This window comes from Neisseria sp. N95_16 (genome assembly GCF_002551535.2).
GTDB lineage: Bacteria > Pseudomonadota > Gammaproteobacteria > Burkholderiales > Neisseriaceae > Neisseria > Neisseria brasiliensis.
Genome location: NZ_PDBT02000012.1, coordinates 1 through 17299, shown reverse-complemented (window position 1 = coordinate 17299; position 17299 = coordinate 1). Strand labels below are relative to the sequence as shown.

16 protein-coding genes are annotated in these 17299 nt (G+C 50.4%); 9 read left to right on the top strand and 7 right to left on the bottom strand.

The window, feature by feature from the left end; translation table 11 throughout:
* Positions 1–244: 244 nt before the first annotated feature.
* Positions 245–1060: a DNA ligase gene (locus tag CRG49_RS03195; RefSeq protein WP_095502267.1), complete on the bottom strand. Its 816-nt coding sequence runs from the start codon at positions 1058–1060 to the stop codon at positions 245–247.
* 100 nt (positions 1061–1160) lie between these two features.
* On the opposite strand from CRG49_RS03195, the gene CRG49_RS03190 reads away from it, so the two are divergent.
* From CRG49_RS03190 to CRG49_RS03165, 5 genes are all read left to right on the top strand, one after another.
* Positions 1161–1793, top strand: coding sequence for an MBL fold metallo-hydrolase (locus CRG49_RS03190; protein ID WP_095502268.1), 633 nt, complete (start codon positions 1161–1163; stop codon positions 1791–1793).
* Between the two features lie 147 nt (positions 1794–1940).
* Positions 1941–3209: an OmpA family protein gene (locus CRG49_RS03185; protein WP_095502269.1), complete on the top strand. Its 1269-nt coding sequence runs from the start codon at positions 1941–1943 to the stop codon at positions 3207–3209.
* Between the two features lie 451 nt (positions 3210–3660).
* A complete protein-coding gene (locus CRG49_RS03180; protein ID WP_095502270.1) occupies positions 3661–4173 on the top strand; it encodes an outer membrane protein assembly factor BamE in 513 nt (170 codons plus the stop codon).
* An 89-nt stretch (positions 4174–4262) separates the two neighbouring features.
* Positions 4263–4613: a murein L,D-transpeptidase gene (locus CRG49_RS03175; RefSeq protein WP_229437006.1), complete on the top strand. Its 351-nt coding sequence runs from the start codon at positions 4263–4265 to the stop codon at positions 4611–4613.
* A 322-nt stretch (positions 4614–4935) separates the two neighbouring features.
* Entirely contained in the window at positions 4936–5451 is a 516-nt protein-coding gene (locus tag CRG49_RS03165; RefSeq protein WP_157798130.1) for a DUF2478 domain-containing protein, read from the top strand.
* Positions 5452–5549: 98 nt separating this feature from the next.
* Here the strand turns inward: CRG49_RS03165 and fabF are convergent, their stop codons facing one another.
* From fabF to CRG49_RS03150, 3 genes are all read right to left on the bottom strand, one after another.
* Positions 5550–6797 (bottom strand): beta-ketoacyl-ACP synthase II, encoded by a 1248-nt coding sequence (fabF, locus tag CRG49_RS03160; protein ID WP_095502274.1) that lies wholly within the window; start codon positions 6795–6797, stop codon positions 5550–5552.
* A 164-nt stretch (positions 6798–6961) separates the two neighbouring features.
* Positions 6962–7198, bottom strand: coding sequence for an acyl carrier protein (gene acpP, locus CRG49_RS03155; RefSeq protein WP_047759914.1), 237 nt, complete (start codon positions 7196–7198; stop codon positions 6962–6964).
* Between the two features lie 256 nt (positions 7199–7454).
* Positions 7455–9494: a prolyl oligopeptidase family protein gene (locus tag CRG49_RS03150; RefSeq protein ID WP_095502275.1), complete on the bottom strand. Its 2040-nt coding sequence runs from the start codon at positions 9492–9494 to the stop codon at positions 7455–7457.
* Positions 9495–9803: 309 nt separating this feature from the next.
* On the opposite strand from CRG49_RS03150, the gene CRG49_RS03140 reads away from it, so the two are divergent.
* The 4 genes from CRG49_RS03140 to ptsP all read left to right on the top strand — a co-directional run bounded on the left by CRG49_RS03140 (position 9804) and on the right by ptsP (position 13047).
* A complete protein-coding gene (locus CRG49_RS03140; protein ID WP_095502277.1) occupies positions 9804–10364 on the top strand; it encodes a hypoxanthine-guanine phosphoribosyltransferase in 561 nt (186 codons plus the stop codon).
* 117 nt (positions 10365–10481) lie between these two features.
* Positions 10482–10922, top strand: coding sequence for a PTS sugar transporter subunit IIA (locus CRG49_RS03135; RefSeq protein WP_095502278.1), 441 nt, complete (start codon positions 10482–10484; stop codon positions 10920–10922).
* Positions 10923–11024: 102 nt separating this feature from the next.
* The gene (locus CRG49_RS03130; protein ID WP_095502279.1) at positions 11025–11294 is read left to right on the top strand and encodes an HPr family phosphocarrier protein; all 270 of its coding nucleotides are present in this window, start codon (positions 11025–11027) and stop codon (positions 11292–11294) included.
* A gap of 1 nt (position 11295) precedes the next feature.
* Entirely contained in the window at positions 11296–13047 is a 1752-nt protein-coding gene (gene ptsP / locus CRG49_RS03125; RefSeq protein WP_095502280.1) for a phosphoenolpyruvate--protein phosphotransferase, read from the top strand.
* A gap of 39 nt (positions 13048–13086) precedes the next feature.
* On the opposite strand, the gene CRG49_RS03120 is transcribed toward ptsP, so the two are convergent.
* The 3 genes from CRG49_RS03120 to CRG49_RS03110 form a co-directional block, all read right to left on the bottom strand.
* Positions 13087–13839: a class I SAM-dependent methyltransferase gene (locus CRG49_RS03120; protein ID WP_095502281.1), complete on the bottom strand. Its 753-nt coding sequence runs from the start codon at positions 13837–13839 to the stop codon at positions 13087–13089.
* A gap of 100 nt (positions 13840–13939) precedes the next feature.
* Positions 13940–15571 carry a sigma-54 dependent transcriptional regulator gene (locus CRG49_RS03115; RefSeq protein ID WP_095502282.1) on the bottom strand — a complete coding sequence of 544 codons (1632 nt, stop codon included), beginning with the start codon at positions 15569–15571 and terminating at the stop codon, positions 13940–13942.
* A complete protein-coding gene (locus tag CRG49_RS03110) occupies positions 15564–17162 on the bottom strand; it encodes an ATP-binding protein (RefSeq protein ID WP_095502283.1) in 1599 nt (532 codons plus the stop codon). Before CRG49_RS03110 ends, CRG49_RS03115 begins: the two co-directional genes overlap by 8 nt.
* Between the last annotated feature and the right edge of the window lie 137 nt (positions 17163–17299).

Here is a 17299-nt window from a genome sequence, read left to right as displayed (position 1 = left end):
CCGGTGTAGGATAAGACCAACAAAAACGACCTGAAAAACGCATGACACAGTAAAAATGTTGGTGCTTTTGTTGGTGCTTTGATTTTTGAGTTTTAAATTTAATTTAATAAACAATGATATAGATATTCAATTCAAGCCCCGATGTCAAATTCAGGCGGTTTTTTTACGTTTAGATAATAATAGCCAATAGGCCGTCTGAAAACTTGTTGATCAACAATCAGTCATCTTTCAGACGGCCTTTTATTTACTTCAACTGATCATCACGAATGCGCACAAAAGTAGCAAAGCGCGGTGTGCCTTTTTGTGTAAAACCGCGATAGCGGTAGGTAACGGTTGCGCCGATGGGTGGTGGGTTGTCGCGTTCGGCATCTTTGAATCCGCTGCCGATGCGGAATTCACCGTGTTGATTGCGGCAGCCGATGGCGCCAAGCCGGCCTTGATTTTTGCCTTTGCCTTCGTAATGGCGGGTTACGATGCATTCGGCATCGTGCTGGCTTTTGAGTTTTAAAAGCTGGCTACTACGTCCGCTGGTGTAGCTTTGTTCAGGATTGCGCAACATCACGCCTTCGCCGCCTTGGGCTTCAATATGCTTGAGAAAATCTTGGGCGTGTTGGGCATTTTGTACGGGGATTTGTTCAATCACGGTAATAGGCGCGGTGGGGCGCAGTTGCAGCCATTGTTTGGCAACATCAAGCCGCTGATAGAGATTGCCGCTGGCTTTAGGAACATCAAACACATGCAGTTTGATGTTCTGCCAATCACCTGAAGCAGATCGCACGGCAGCGGAAATTTGCTCGAATTGGCCGCGTTTGCTGAATAGTTCGCCATCGAGCGGATAGGGTGGGAAGTGGCGGGTATAATCGGCAGGCGGTGTGAACGCGTAGCCTTGGCGGCTGATGAGTTGTTTGCCATTCCAATAGGCGCGTACGCCGTCGAGTTTTTCGCTCATCGCCCAGCCTTGAATGTTTTGTTTTTTGTATTCTTGTGCCAGCAGTAAATCGGTGGCAAACAATCGGCTTGAGATGAAAAACGCGGCGAAAATGGGTATGATGAGTTTCATGACGTTTGTTTCTATTTATTATAATAATCTAAGAAACTATATTTTATTACACTAACAGGCCGTCTGAAAATAGGTAGGGCGTCTGGGAAGGAATCAAATCATGGCTTTACAGGTTGAGATTATGGCGGTTACGCCGTTTCGTCAGAATTGCACTTTATTATGGGATGATGAAACGCATGAAGCGGTTTTGACGGATGTGGGTGGCGATGTACCGTTTTTGTTGCAGCAGGTTGCAGAAAAAAAGCTGACGGTAAAAGAAATCTGGCTTACGCACGGGCATTTGGATCATGCGGGCGGAGTAGATGAGTTTGTGAAGAAATGCCCTGTGCCGGTGATTGGACCGCATAAGAAAGATGATTTCCTGCTGCAATCTTTACCTCAAACCACGGCGCAATTCGGTTTTCCGGCTTCGCCTGCGGTAGTGCCGACCCGTTGGCTGAATGAGGGCGAGATGCTGACGGTTGGCCGATACGAATTTACGGTATTGCATATTCCCGGTCATACGCCGGGGCATGTGGTGTTTTATTGTGCTGCGGAAAATCTGCTGATTGCGGGTGATGTGTTATTTTACGAGACAATCGGTCGCACAGACTTCCCGAGAGGTAATCATGAAGATTTAATCAATCATATCCATAGTAAGCTTTTAGTATTGCCGCCTGAAACGCAAGTTATCCCCGGACACGGCAGATTAACGACTATTTCACATGAAAAACAACATAATCCGTTCCTTTAATTCTAACTTTAGTATGTTTTATGATGTACTCTGTAAAAACTCATTAATTTAATGAAATTCGCTGTTGTAAATAATAGTGCCTCATGTAGTATGGTTATTAATTCGCGAATATGCGGAGTTTCTACAACAAACATAAAGGAAATGGATATGTCTTTAGATTTAGGTAACTTGTTGCAAAGCCAAGTGGGTAATGTGTTGGGTCAATTTTTAACAGCCAACGGCGAGTCTGCTGAAAACAGCACGCAAGCAGCCGGTTTGGCTGTGCCTGCGATTATTGCCGGCTTGGTAAAACATGTGAGCGGCAATACTGCCAACGCTTCAGGTTTGTTGGATTTGATTACTGGTGCAGGTGGTGCGCGTTTGAATACTGCGGTTGCCGACGTGACTACCGGTAACGGTGCGAGCAGCCTGATTGATTTGGGCAAACAATTGCTGCCTAACTTATTGGGTGGTAATGCGCCAAATGTAGCCGACCAAATTGCAGCAGAAAGCGGTATTTCTAAAGCATCTTCAGGTTCATTGTTGGCATTGGCATTGCCTTTGGTATTGTCTGTTTTGCGTGGTAAAGCACAAAGCGACAATTTGAGCGGCGGTCAATTGCTGGGCTTGTTAGGCCAACAACAAGGCTGGTTGTCACGCGTATTGAGCCCGAACATGTTATCGGCATTGGGTATTGGCAGCTTGAGTGGTTTGTTCGGCGGCCTGACTAATGCGATCAGCGGTTTGGGTGCAACTGGCGCAGCGGCAACAGCTTCTACCGCGAATACCTCTGCAGCAGCGGCCGCACCTGTAGTAGCCAAAAAAGGTGGCGCAGGTAAATGGATTGTCTTGGGTCTGGCTGCGTTGGCCGCATTGTTTGCCTTCAAGAGCTGTGGCAACAAACAAGAACCTGCTCCAGCTCCTGCACCGGTTGAAGCAAGCGCCCCTGCTGCATCTGATGTAGCTGTTCCAGTAGAAGAAGCGTCTGCTCCGGTTGAAGTAGCTGAGCCAATGGCGGCCTCTGAAGTGGCAGCGCCTGTAGCTTCTGACACAACACCTGCCGTGGCTTCGGCAACTGATCCTGTGGTTCAAGAAGCAGATTCAGCGGCTCGTGTATTGGTGGAAGATGGCGTAGCCAAATTCTACTTTGCGACCGGTAAAAATGACATTGCCGAAGGTGCAGATGCCATCGTTGCAGAAGTGATTGCTGCCGGTAAAGAAGGCAAAAAACTGGTCATCAGCGGCTTTGCCGACAGCACGGGTGACGCTGCAGCCAATGAAGAATTGTCTAAACAACGTGCTCAAGCTGTTCAAGCCTTCTTTGAAGCACAAGGCGTGGACGCAGCGAATATTGAGTTGCGTAAACCTGAAAACACCACCGGCGCAGTCGGTAATGAGCAAGAAGGCCGTCGTGTTGAAGTGAAAGTTGAAGGTTAATCGAATCAGTGATGATTTGGTGAATTAAATAAAGGCCGTCTGGACGCAAATTGTTCAGACGGCCTCTTTATTATAGTAACGCATCATGCTTATTTAATATTTATTTAAAATATGGCATGAAAATTGCATGGTATATTAAGCAGAAATAAGGTGTTTTTCAATCATTTAGTGAAATTCTAAATAAAACAAGACCTAATAGTAAGATATGTCATCAATCATATCTATACTGTCATGACAATCTTATTGGCATTTTAGGTTATTGTTGAATGAAATTGTTACAAAGTGACAATAAATGTCAGTTTCTGACGATATTGGAAATATGGCACTTTGGTCATTTAGAATTGAAAAATGCCGTATGTCATTTTTTTAAGTAAGCGGCAGCAGCGTAGTGCCGGAATCAATTAAGGCCGTCTGAAAAAAGGCGGTTCGGGAAATCAAAAAGGATTATCTTATGAAAACAAATCAAATCGTTAAAATCGGTTTGTCGTTATTGGCAACCAGCTTGTTGGCAGCATGTGCCACCAAGAGCAACATTACACCGGAAGGCACCACCGACAATCCGGTGTTCCCTAAGCCTTATTCACTGACTTTCAATAACGACCGCGGCACTTTCCCAACTTGGGATGAATTAGACCAAATGCGCCCAGGTTTGACCAAAGACGACATCTACAAAATCTTGGGTCGCCCTCATTACGATGAAGGCATGGTTGGCGTGCGCGAGTGGGATTACCTGTTCCACTTCTATACCCCAGGTGTAGGCGTGGATCCTGACAACACTTCAGGTGTAGAAGGCATCACTACTTGTCAATACAAAGTGATCTATGATAAAAACAAATTTGCCCGCAGCTTCCACTGGAATCCTGTATTCCCTGAAGATGCAGCCTGTCCGCCGCCTGCCCCTAAAGCAGAGCCGCAAGTGATTATCCGCGAAGTAGTGACCACGCCGCAACGCATCCGTCAGTAATGGGATAGAATTTGAAAAAATTTTGGTTAACTACGGCCTTATTATTGGGCTTGAACACGTTTGCCAGCGCCGATGCCGTCAGTGATTACATGAAGCGTAAGAAGGTCATTGTGGATACCGCAAAGGCCGAATTGTGCTTTGCCGATGATAAACAATGTCATCCCGTGCTCATCGGTAAAACCACGCCTAAGGGTACGTTCCCGATGACCATCATGGCCACGAAAAAATCGGGCTATGGTGGAGAGGTAATCGGTTTTAAAGAAGAGCGCGATTTCTTGTTTGCCTTACATCGCGTTTGGTTGGGTAAACCTTCCGAGCGACGCATGGAACGCATTGCTTCGCCATTGGTGGCCGATCGCGTCATGACCAATGGTTGCATCAACGTTACGGACAACGTGTATGAAAAATTGCGTCATTATTTCACTTTAGAAGTGATTTAAGCGAATAGGCCGTTTGAAAAGGATGTTGGGAAACCGACATCCTTTTTTTATTTTGGGATAGAAGAATGGGGGGGCTGAATATTAGAAAGAGTATTTAGGTTGAGGCCTTTGCAAAATCCCCATTTTTGGCGCATTTCTTCGTTATGCGCTGCTCGAAAGCTTGCCTATCTAAGTGATATATCTGCGCTTTCTGTGCTGCTCTCACTTCGAACTGCACTCAAATCTGGGGTTTTGCAAAGGTCTCAGGTTGTCTCGAGAAAAGCTTGCCACACTCGCAGAGTTGGCATAAGCTTTTATCCGTTGATAACCGGAGATGAAAACCATGAAACCGATTGCCGTGTTGATGTATCAAGGTGAGGGAAACGATGAATTACAGGCCTTGTGGCAGGCGGTAAAGTATTGGCAGCAGCAAGGCTTAAGGGTAGCGGGCTTGTTGAATCCGTTGGATGAGAACGGCCAAAAATTGCGCGAACGTGTGCAGTCTTTAACAGATAGCAGGGTATATACCATCATGTATGATCAAGGCTGCACCATCGATGCTTGCCTGCTTGATCCGCGTGGCTTGGCGGCATCCTCGGAAGTTATCCGCGAAGCTTTGCAAACACCGCCGGATATTTTGGTGTTTAACAAATTTGGCCATGCCGAAAGTGAAAACAGCGGTTTGATTGAGGAATATGCGCAAGCCATTGGGCAGGGGATTCCGGTGATTTCGTTGTTGCAGGATAAATACTTGTCGGATTGGCGCGCGTTTACCGATGGCATGGGGGAAGAATTATCTAGCGTGGAAGAGGTTTTGGCTTGGGGAGAACATCACGTTCAAAGCCATAAAGCAGATTGATTAGTGCTTATATTTGTTAGTGGATAACCTTGGGCGTTAATCATACAAAAAGGCCGTCTGAACAATATTGGTTCAGACGGCCTTTTTAATTAAATCAATCAGCCTTCAAACTTTTTGAATACCAGCGTACCGTTGGTGCCGCCGAAGCCGAAAGAGTTGGAAATGGCAACATTGATGTTCAAGTCGCGCGCTTCGTTGGCGCAGTAGTCCAAATCGCAGCCTGCTTCGATGTCTTGATCTTCTAAGTTGATGGTTGGTGGCGATTTTTGATCGTGAATCGCCATGATGCTGTATATGGCTTCCACGCCACCGGCCGCGCCCAGTAAGTGGCCGGTCATGGATTTGGTGGAGTTTACCACTACATTTTTCGCATGTTCGCCCAAAGCCAGTTTTAGTGCTTTGGTTTCGTTGGCATCGCCCAATGGGGTTGAGGTACCGTGTGCGTTGACGTAATTTACGTCAGTCGGGTTCAAACCGGCATCTTTCAAGGCGCGGGTTACGGCCAGTGCAGGGCCTTCTTCGTTTGGTGCGGTGATGTGGTAGGCATCAGAGCTCATACCGAAGCCGACGATTTCAGCGTAGATTTTCGCACCACGTTTTTTGGCGTGTTCCAATTCTTCCAGCACCAAAATACCGGCACCTTCGGCAATCACGAAACCGTCACGGCCTTTGTCCCACGGGCGGGAAGCGGCGGTAGGATCGTCGTTGCGGGTCGACAAAGCCTTCATGGCCGCAAAGCCGCCAACACTCAATAAATTGATAGAGCCTTCGGCGCCGCCTGCTACCATCACGTCGGCATCGCCGTATTTAATCAAACGAGCTGCATCGCCGATAGAGTGCGCACCGGTGGTACATGCCGAAACCATGCCGTATGAAGGGCCACGGTAGCCTTTTAAAATAGTCACATGGCCGGCAATCAGGTTAATCAGCGAACCTGGAATAAAGAACGGGTTGATTTTGCGCGCGCCGCCTTCTTGCACGGCAATGCCGGTGGCTTCGATGCTCGGCATACCGCCGATGCCCGAACCGATGATCACGCCAACGCGGTCTTTGTCCAAATCAGGGGTATCGTCCAAACCGGCGTCTTGAATGGCTTGCAGGGCAGCGGCCAAACCGTAGTGGATAAAGGCATCCATGCGGCGGGCTTCTTTGGCGCTGATGTATTCGCCGATGTCGAAATCGCGCACTTCGCCGGCAATTTGGCTGTTGATTTCGGAAGCGTCAAAGCGGGTAATCATGCCGATGCCGCTTTTGCCTGCGAGCAGGTTGCTCCATGCGGTGGCGACGTCGTTGCCGACCGGTGATATTTGGCCGAGGCCTGTGATGACTACTCTTCGTTGACTCATGATAATCTCGCTGTCGTTAATCGGGATTGGTTGACGGCAGGGCAAAATGCCTGTGGGGCCGTCTGAAAATTAGAGTTTTTCTCTAATTTTAAGCATATCTAATAAGGTAAAAGCCCCTGTATGCGGAATCGCAGCAGAGGCCGATGTGTTGGAGAGACTACGGATTAGCCGTTATGGGCAGTGATGTAGTCGATAGCCAATTGTACGGTGGTGATTTTTTCGGCTTCTTCGTCAGGGATTTCGCAACCGAAAGCTTCTTCCAAAGCCATTACCAATTCAACGGTGTCCAATGAGTCTGCGCCCAAATCATCTTGGAAAGATGATTCGTTTTTCACTTCGGCTTCATTCACGCCCAGTTGTTCAGCAACAATTTTTTTAACTTGTTGTTCGATATTTGACATGTTAGTCGTTCCTTATATGCCTTGCGGCGGGTTTGAAAAAATAAATCGGATGTATTTTACCGAATTCGTTTAGAGTTTTCCATCTAAAAATGCACTTTCTGCATTTTCAGGGAAAGTTTTCATTACGCTGCATATTATCATAGGCTGTTTTTATCCTACAAGCAGCATTTTGTTTTTGTTTGTGATCAAGGAGTTAAGCGGGTAAATTTTACATGAGAACGCCGCTTACAGGCCGTCTGAATGGGGATTTTGCCGTTCAGGCGGCCTTTTTTACTAAAAAACTGTTTAAAAACGTCAGGATACAGGCCAATTCGTCGGCGGAATCTTGTTGCGTGCCGTTGCCGGTGTGGCCACCGTTGTCGGGACAATACAGCCACGATTGCGGGCTGTGGTTGCGCAGTTTGGCGTAAAACTTCAGCGCATGGGCAGGATGGACGCGGTCGTCGCTCAAGCTGGTGGTGATTAATGCCGGCGGATAGCGGTGGCCGTCTGAAATGTTGTGGTAGGGTGAATGCTGCAGCCAGTATTCGTGGCAGATGTCGTATTTTTGCGTGTTGCCGTATTCGTCGGTCCAGCTTGACCCGGCCGATAACAAAGGATAGCGCAGCATGTCGGTCAGCGGCATTTCGCACACCATTGCGCCGAAACTTTCCGGCTGGCGCACAAAAGCAGAAGCCACTACCAAGCCACCGTTGCTGCCGCCTTGCAGGGCGATGTGTTCGGGTGAAGTCAAACCGCGGCGGCTTAAATCGTCAACGATGGCAAGCAAGTCGTCGGTGCTTTTGTGTTTGTGCAAACCTTGTGCAGCTTGGTGCCAATGTGGGCCGAATTCGCCGCCGCCGCGCACGTTGGCCAATACAAACGCATGGCCTTGTTCCAGCCAATATTTGCCGATGCTGCCCAAATAATGCGGCAATTCCGGCACACCAAAACCGCCGTACACATATACCAAAGTCGGCGTATGCGGTTTGAGGCCGTCTGAAACATGTTTGCCGACATGGTAATAAGGAATCTGCGTGCCGTCTGCCGAGCTTGTCCAAAACTGCTTTACTTCAATACCATCGGCGGCAAATTGCTGCGGCTGGCGACGCATGACGGTGAGTTCCATCACATTTAAATCCAGTGCATACAAGGTCAGCGGCGTGGTGAAATCGCTGGCGGCCAAATACACCACATCGCCGCCCCACGGCTGGTCAGTCATTTCCAATGCGCCCATCGGCAGGTGCGGTAATTCGACTTCCTGCCATGCGCCATTGGCAAAACGCCATGCTTTCAGACAGCCTTGTACGTTTTCCAAAGTGCTGGCCACCACAAAACGCTTGGTCGTTTCCACACTTTCCAAGGCTTGCGTGTCATTGGGTGCGAACAATAATTGCGCCGCGCCCAGTTCGCCTTTGTTTAATTTCACTGCCAACAGACTACCGCTCGGATAGCTTTGGTTGGCGCGGTGCCAGTCTTTGCGCAAGGTCAGCATCAAATGGCCGGACAAATAGCCGACCACATCGCAATCTTCCGGCAGATTCAAAGGTTTGGCTTCGCCTTGCGCGGAAACCTGCAAATAGGTTTTGGTGTAAAACCCTTGTGAGGCTTCGATTAAATCAATCGGTGAACCTTGCGGGTCGAGATAGCGCCAAGCATTGACCATCATGCCGTCGTGCCCGATTTGGAACACCGGCGTGCCTTCTTCAAAACTTTGTCCGCGCTCGACCAGCCACACTTCGCGCGGATAGCCCGCTTGCGTGAGCTGGCGCTCGTCCCACGCGGGGCACACCCACACGCTGTGTTCATCGCGCCATGAAATGTGGTTTTTGCCCGCCGGAAAGTGAAAGCCGCCGTCCACCAGCGAGCCTGTAGCCAAATCCATTTCCAAAGTATAGGCGACATCGCCACCGGCGCGGCTCAAGGTCAGCAAGGCCAGATTCGGTTTTTCCGCCAAGTGAGACACGCCGCCGAGGTACACGTCGTCGCCCAAAATTTCATCGAAATCGGCCACCGAAAACAGGATTTCCCATTCCGGATAGCCCGAGCGGTAGGTCGCGGCGGTGCACACGCGGTACACGCCTTTCGGGTATTCCGCGTCTTGATGAAAATGGTACATGCGCGCGCGATGCTCTTGGCAAAACGGAATTTGGCGCGTGTCCTGCATTTGCGTCAAAATGCCGTCTGAAAGCGCGCGCGTGGCATCGTTTGCCATAAAACGCGCTTGGGTTTCGCGGTGTGCTTCATTGGCGAAACTTTGCGTAGCAGGGGAATCGAGGTTTTCAAAATGTTGGAACGGGTCGGAATGCTGCGTCATGGCGGATAGGCCGTCTGAAAAAGGAAAGGGGCATATTATAGCGCAAAGGGTTGGGGAAAAGTTTCAGACAGCCTTGAGACCTTTGCAAACTCCCCATCTTTGGCACATTTCTTCGTTATGCGCTGCTCGAAAGCTTGCCTATCTAAGTGATATATCTTCGCTTTCTGCGCTGCTATAACTTTGAACTGTACTCAAATCTGGGGTTTTGCAAAGGTCTCAGTCTGATTGTGATGGTGCACTGCGATATTTTAGCCGCCGTTGTAACCGTGCTGTTATAATTGAATTTTAGATTTTCAGCGGTACAGACAAATGGATCTCGAAACCAAACGCCATCAAACCCAAACCATGCTCGACAACGCCGAATTGTTGTTCAGCCAAGAAGAATGCCAAGCCGCGCTGCAAAAAGTGGCCGACGACATCACCCGTGATTTGGGCGACAAATATCCGCTGCTGCTGCCTGTAATGGGCGGGGCGGTGGTGTTTACCGGACAATTGCTGCCGCTGCTGCGCTTTCCGCTGGATTTTGATTATGTGCACGTTTCGCGCTACGGCGACAAATTGCAGGGCGGTAATTTCAATTGGAAACGCATGCCCGATGCCGAGCAAATCCGCGGCCGCCATGTGGTGGTGTTGGACGACATTCTCGACGAAGGCCACACCATGCACGCGATTCAGGAAAAGCTGTTGGAAATGGGTGCGGCAAGTTGTCGTGCGGCGGTGTTTGCCAATAAACTCATCGACAAAGAAAAGCCGACCCAAGGCGATTACGTCGGTTTGGATGTGCCCAACCGCTATGTGTTCGGCTACGGCATGGATGCGGCCGGTTGCTGGCGCAATTTGGGCGAAATTTATGCTTTGAAGCAGGATTAATAAATAGGCCGTCTGAAAAAAAGCGGTAAAACGACTGTAAACACGTTCAGACGGTCTTGTTTATCTATTTTTCGCAACCATCTCGACACCATAAAAAACCTTATTTCAGGAACGCAAATGATTGGCTTACTTATCATTACCCACGAAACCATAGGCGAAGCCTACCGTGGTCTGACACATCATTTTTTCCCCGAAGGCAGCCCTGAAAACGTGCATATTTTGGGCGCAGAGCCGAACGAAGACCAAGACGACGTGATTAACCGCGCCATTTCTATGATTCAGGAATTTCCGGAAGATTGTGATGGCGTGTTGATTATGACCGATATCTTTGGCGCCACCCCGTGCAACGCCGCCCGCCGCATGGTGCGCGAAGGCAAATCGGCAATTCTCACCGGCCTGAATGCGCCGATGATGATTAAAGCCGTGCAATACGCACCGGCTGCTACCGACCTGACCGCGTTTACCGAAACCGTGAAAGAAGCGGCGATTCGCGGTATTTTTGCGATTACGGCCACGCCGGATGATTTGATGTGCAAAAAAGCGGCAGAGGCCGTCTGAAACGAATTCATCAGACCCGCTGCATCAATAGATTTTTTCAGACGGCCTATGGGTTGAGGCCGTCTGAAAGCGTATAGATAAAAAACAAAAACAGGAAAAGCCATGCTCAAGCAAGAAATCGAAATCATCAACAAATTGGGCTTACACGCGCGCGCGTCGAGCAAATTCACCCAAACCGCATCACGCTTTCAAAGCGAAGTTTGGGTCAGCAAAAACGGCAGCCGCGTCAACGGCAAAAGCATCATGGGCTTAATGATGCTGGCCGCCGCTAAAGGCAGCGTGATTGAAATCGAAGTCGACGGTAGCGACGAAGCCGCCGCCATGCAAGCCTTGGTTGAGTTGATTAACGATTACTTCGGCGAAGGCGAATGATATGAGTATCGTGCTATACGGCGTGGCGGCGGGCAAGGGCATCGCCATCGGCCATGCACACTTGGTGTCGCGTGGCAGCACCGAAGTGCCGCAATATGATATCGAACCGGAAAACATCGATGCCGAAGTGGCGCGTTTTGATGCGGCGGTGAAAGCCACGCGCAAAGAATTGGAACAGCTGCGCAACGCCATTCCTGAAAACGCGCCGACCGAGTTGGGCGCGTTCATCTCGCTGCACTTGATGCTGCTCACCGACGTGACGCTTTCACGCGAGCCGGTCGATTTGTTGCGCGCACAAAACATCAATGCCGAATGGGCGTTGAAACAGCAAAGCGACAAACTCGCCGCCCAGTTTGACGAAATCGAAGATGCCTACCTGCGCGAGCGCAAGCAGGATATGCTGCAAGTGGTGCAGCGCATTCACAATCATTTGGTCGGCCAGAGCAACGAATTGAATTTGGCCAATAATCCGTTTGAAGACACCATTCTGATTGCGCACGATTTGTCGCCGGCCGATACCGTGTTGTTTAAAGAGCAACACATCACCGCGTTTGTCACCGATGCCGGCGGTCCGACCAGCCATACCGCCATTTTAGGCCGAAGCTTGGATATTCCATCGGTGATTGGTCTGCACAATGCCCGCAAGCTGATTACCGAAAACGAAATCGTCATTGTCGACGGCATCAACGGTATTTTGCTGATTAACCCCGATGATGTGGTGCTGGCCGAATACCGCCGCTTGGAACGCGAATACCGCAGCCACAAGCGCGAGCTGAACAAACTCAAGAAAACCGCCGCCACCACCGCCGATGGCATCAACATCGAATTGCTCGCCAATATTGAATCCGCCGAAGACATCAGAGCCTTACACAACATCGGTGCCGACGGCGTGGGCTTGTTCCGCAGCGAATTTCTCTATCTCAACCGCGAAAATATGCCGTCTGAAGACGAGCAATACGAAGTGTACAGCGGGATTGTGAAAAAGCTCAAAGGTAAAAGTTTAACCATCCGCACCGTCGATTTGGGTGTGGACAAAAATCCGCGCTGGTTCGGACAAAACGCCACGCCCAACGGCAGCCTGAATCCCGCATTGGGCTTAACCGGCATCCGCTTGTGTTTGGCTGAGCCGGTGATGTTCCGTACACAAATGCGCGCCATCTTACGCGCCGCCCAACACGGCCCCGTGCGCATAATGTGGCCGATGGTGACCTCGCTATCCGAAGTGCGCCAATGTCTGATTCACTTGGAAACTGCGCAGAAACAATTGACCGAGCGCGGTGAAGCGTTCGGCGAAGTGGGTATCGGTTGTATGATTGAAATCCCGTCGGCTGCGATGACTGTCGGCAGCATTTTGAAAATGGTCGATTTCATTTCCATCGGCACCAACGACTTGATTCAATATGTGTTGTCGGTTGACCGCGGCGATGATGCCGTCAGCCACCTTTACCAGCCGAGCCATCCGGCGGTGTTGAAAATGATTCAGCACGTCATTCGCACCGCCAACCGCATGGAAAAAAGCGTATCCGTGTGCGGCGAAATGGCCGGCGACACCACTTTCACCCGCGTACTGCTCGGCATGGGCTTGCGCCGTTTTTCCATGAATACCAATAATTTGTTGGATGTGAAAAACATCATTTTGAAGAGCGACACCAATCAGCTTGAGTATCCGATTGCCAAGTTGCTGCGCAATGATGATCCGGAAAAGTCGGAAAAGTTGTTGAAAAAATTGAATCAGATTCCGAACGAGGAATAAAAAACAGGCCGTCTGAATTTCAGACGGCCTGTTTTATGACTATTCTTGAGTCGGAGAATTCGGCACATACGCATCAAAACGCGTGCTTTTGCCTGAATATTGATAAGCCGGTTTTTCGCCGTTGAGAAACTCGCCTAAGCGTGGGCGTTTAACCACCACGCGTTTTTTAGCAATGGCGCGAGCGGTGTTGAGCAGGGCGGCTTCGTCTTGCGCCGTGCCGACCAAGCCATGGAAGTAGGCCATTTCTTTTTTAACGGCTGCGGATTTTTGCCGCTCGGGATACATCGGGTCGAGATATACCACATCGGGGCGGCCGATTTGTTGCGCTAATTGTGGCATCAGTGTGGCTGTATCGCCGAAATGCAGCGTGATGCGTCGGGCAATTTCTGCGGTGTCGGGGTGTTGTAAGGCGCGGTTGAGGCCGTCGTGTAGTAGGCAGGCAACGGCGGGGTGTTGTTCAAAGGTCTGTACGGTTAAGCCCAATGAAGCCAACACAAAGCTGTCGCGCCCCAAGCCGCCAGTGCCGTCCCAGATGGTGGGTTTGCTGGTGTGGTTGACGGCTTTGGCGATGAGTTCGCCACCGCCTTTGGTGCGGCGGTATTGGGCGGCACCACCAACAAAATCGACTTGCACGCGGCCTTTTTCTCCGGCGCGGCAAAGACTGATGCCGTCTGAATCGGCGTAGAGGTATTCGCTGCTGTCGGGCAGTTGGCAGGCAATGGTCAGGTCGAATGTGTGTGCCAGCTCGTTGGCGGAAGTTTGGGCGGATTCGGCAAGGTAAATGCAGGTCATGTGTTCAGACGGCCTTTTTCATACAGAGGCCGTCTGAATGTTTTTCAGACGGCCTGAAGAGATTTCAGACGGCCTATAACATCAAGGCCGTCTGAATGATTTAGTTGATGTCCAAACGCTCCATGCGGTAGCGCATCGAACGGAAGCTGATGCCCAATAGCTTGGCCGCTTGAGTGCGGTTGTAGCGGGTTTGCTCCAAAGCTTTTTGAATGATGTCACGCTCGATTTGGTCAAGATAATCCTGAATCTGCATGGTTCGCGGGTCAAATGGCGGCAAGGGTTCATGGTTTAATGGCGCTTCCGACACAGAATCACTGATGTCTTGCAGAGAAAGACTGTGATGGCCGCGCGGTTCATCATCGGCCGGTGTGTTGTGGATTTGCAGGTCATCCAGTTGGATGACGGTGCCGACGGTGAGGGTAACGGCACGCTCGAGAATGTTTTCCAATTCGCGGAAATTGCCCGGGTAGCTGTAATGCAGCAGGGCTTCTTGCGCTTTGGCGCTGAGCTTGTAGGTTTGGTTGCCGTGGCGGTGTTTGTAGAGCAAATACAGAATCAGCGCGCCCAAGTCTTCACGCATTTCGCGCAATGGCGGCATGTGCAGCGACACCACGTTTAAGCGGTAATACAAGTCTTGGCGGAACGCGCCGCTTTCGACCAGCGCTTCAAGATTTTTGTGGGTGGCGCAAACAATGCGCACGTCAACAAAGCTTTCGCGGGCATCGCCAATGCGACGTACGGCTTTTTCCTGAATGGCGCGTAAGAGTTTTACCTGCATGGCCAAAGGCAGGTCGGCCACTTCGTCGAGAAATAGCGTGCCGCCGTCGGCATGTTGGAAAAAGCCCAAACGGTCTTGCTCGGCGCCGGTAAAGCTGCCTTTTTTGTAACCGAAAAATTCGCTTTCCATCAGGTTTTCCGGAATTGCACCGCAGTTCACCGCGATAAACGGCTTATCGGCACGATCGGATAATTCGTGGATGGTGCGGGCGGCCTGTTCTTTACCGGTGCCTGATTCACCGGCAATGTACACCGGCACTTCACTACGTGCGAGACGGTGGATGAGATGGCGCACTTCAACCATTTGCGGTGAGGTACCCAGTAGGCGTGGCATATCGGCTTCGCCACCCAATTGCGGCGCTTCTTGCGATGGCGTGGTTTCGCCGCTGGAAAAGCGCTCTTTCATGGAACGCAGACTGTCGGGCACGGAAATCGGTTTGTTTAAATCGCGCGATGCCGGTTTGGCGGCAGCAGGTTGCGTTTGGCGTGCCACCATGGCAGCCGACGGTTTGTTTAAAGCGGCCGTTACTGGTGCAGGGGTAGGCTTAACCGGTTGCGGTGCAGGCGGTACTTCGGCATTGTCGGCCACTGTTACCGCCGATTTCACCAGCGAGCGCAGTTGCGACAGGGTAATCGGTTTTTGCAGATAATCGAACGCACCCGCTTTCAGGGCTTCAACGGCCTGATCGGCATTTCCGTAGGCGGTAATCACGGCCACAGGCGTGTCAAGCATCAATTCGTCGATGTATTGCACTACTTCCAAACCCGAACCGTCGGGCATACGCATGTCGGTCAATACCAGCGAATAATCGTTGTTGTCGAGTTTGTCTTTGGCTTGTTCGACACCTTCTGCGGTCTCCACACGCAGCCCCATTTTCATCAGGGTCATTTCCATCAGGTCGCGGATGTCGGCTTCGTCATCGACAACTAAAACGGGGTCTTGCAGCTTACTCATTGCTGTCCTTCGGTAAAATCAGTTCAAAACCGTTCATTTCAGGGTGATAGTGCAGTTGGCCCAAGTTGGCATGTGCCAATTCGCGGGCAACGTATAAACCCAAACCGGTGCCTTGTTTTTCAGTGGTGTAAAACGGCTCGAATAAATGGTTGCGCACTTCTGGTGCGACACCTTTGCCGTTGTCTGCCACCACAATCGAAATGTGCATGCGGCCGCTCGGACGGATTAACACGGTGATGGCGTTTTCGTCCTGACGGCTGTGGCGCCAAGCGTTGTTACATAGGTTCCACATGATTTGCCGCAAATGCATGGGGTCGGACAAGACGGTTAAGTTGGAACCTTCCATGTTCATGCGCAGGCAGCCGATGACGGCGGGATTGTTTAAGGTAAATTCCTGCTTGAAGCCGAGCCAGAATTTCATCAGGTGGATTGGCTCGCGGCTGATGTTGTCGCGTTTGTTGAGCAGGGAAATGTCTTCCAGCATTTTGTCGATGCGCTGGATGTTGTTGTCGATGATGTCGTAGAGCTTGGCTTTCACCGGATCGATGTCTTCATCGTCTTGCAGCAAATCGCTGGCATGGCGGATGGCCGACATCGGGTTGCGGATTTCGTGCGCCAGATTGGCGGTGAGCTGACCCAATGAGGTCAATTTGGTCGACATCGCTTCGGCCGCCACTTCACGCAAAGAGCGCGCATACAGCATCAGCAATTCGGTTTGCTCCTGAATCAGGGGCACGGCGCGCACGTGCATGGCGTGTTGGAAAATGTGAATGTCGGTTTCAAAGGCTTTGTCGGGCTGGTATTGCCAACGCGATACCAATTCGCCGAACACAAATTCCTGCTGATCCACCGCCAGGCTCGGGAAATAATTTTTCGCTTGTTTGTTAAACAGCCAAACACGCTGACCGGCATCAATCACAATTACCGCTTCTTGCACACGGTTTAACACCAAGCGGTTCAGCCCGCTAATGCGGCGGTAGGCAAGCTGGTGTTTGCTGGCCGATTCGGTGGCCTGCTCAAGATATTTGGCGGCAAACGCCGTCAGCATGGCAACCAGATAGCTGGCGCCAATCAATATGATACAGTTCAGGACACTTTGATTTTGCCATTCCAGCGGTGAGAAGCGGATGCCACCGTCTAAAAACAGCAAAATCACAAACAAAAGCGAGGCATAACCGGCATAAAGCATGGGGTAATGGCCATAACTCAGCAAGCAAGACGTGGCAATAAACGGTAGCACCAAAATGGCAAAACCCGAATTAATTCCGCCGGCGATATACACCAAAATAACCATCATGGAGATATCGACCACCGCGCTGGCATTCGGTAAGTCGAGCGACTGCCATTGCCAATCCGGACGGAATACCGACAGCAAAATAAAAAAAGAATACAACGCCGCCCAGCTGTAAAATTCGATGGTTGGGAATGCCACGTTTTCCAGATTGATGCCGCTGTATGTCCCCAAAACTTGAAAAACCAGTAGCGACAGCACAATCACAATCACAATCACAATCACAATCCGAGCCACATTGATCAGCCCGGGGAGGCGTTCGCTTAAGTTGTCTAATTCCTGATTACTGAATTTTGTCATGTTCAGCACACCTTAAGATACTGTTATTTTTATTAATCATTAGGGCGTGTCCCTAATTTGAATAAGCCCAAAAGAGCCCTATTTTAACCCTATATTCCAACGAAATATAGGCAAACACAAACAATGGCGAGAACCGC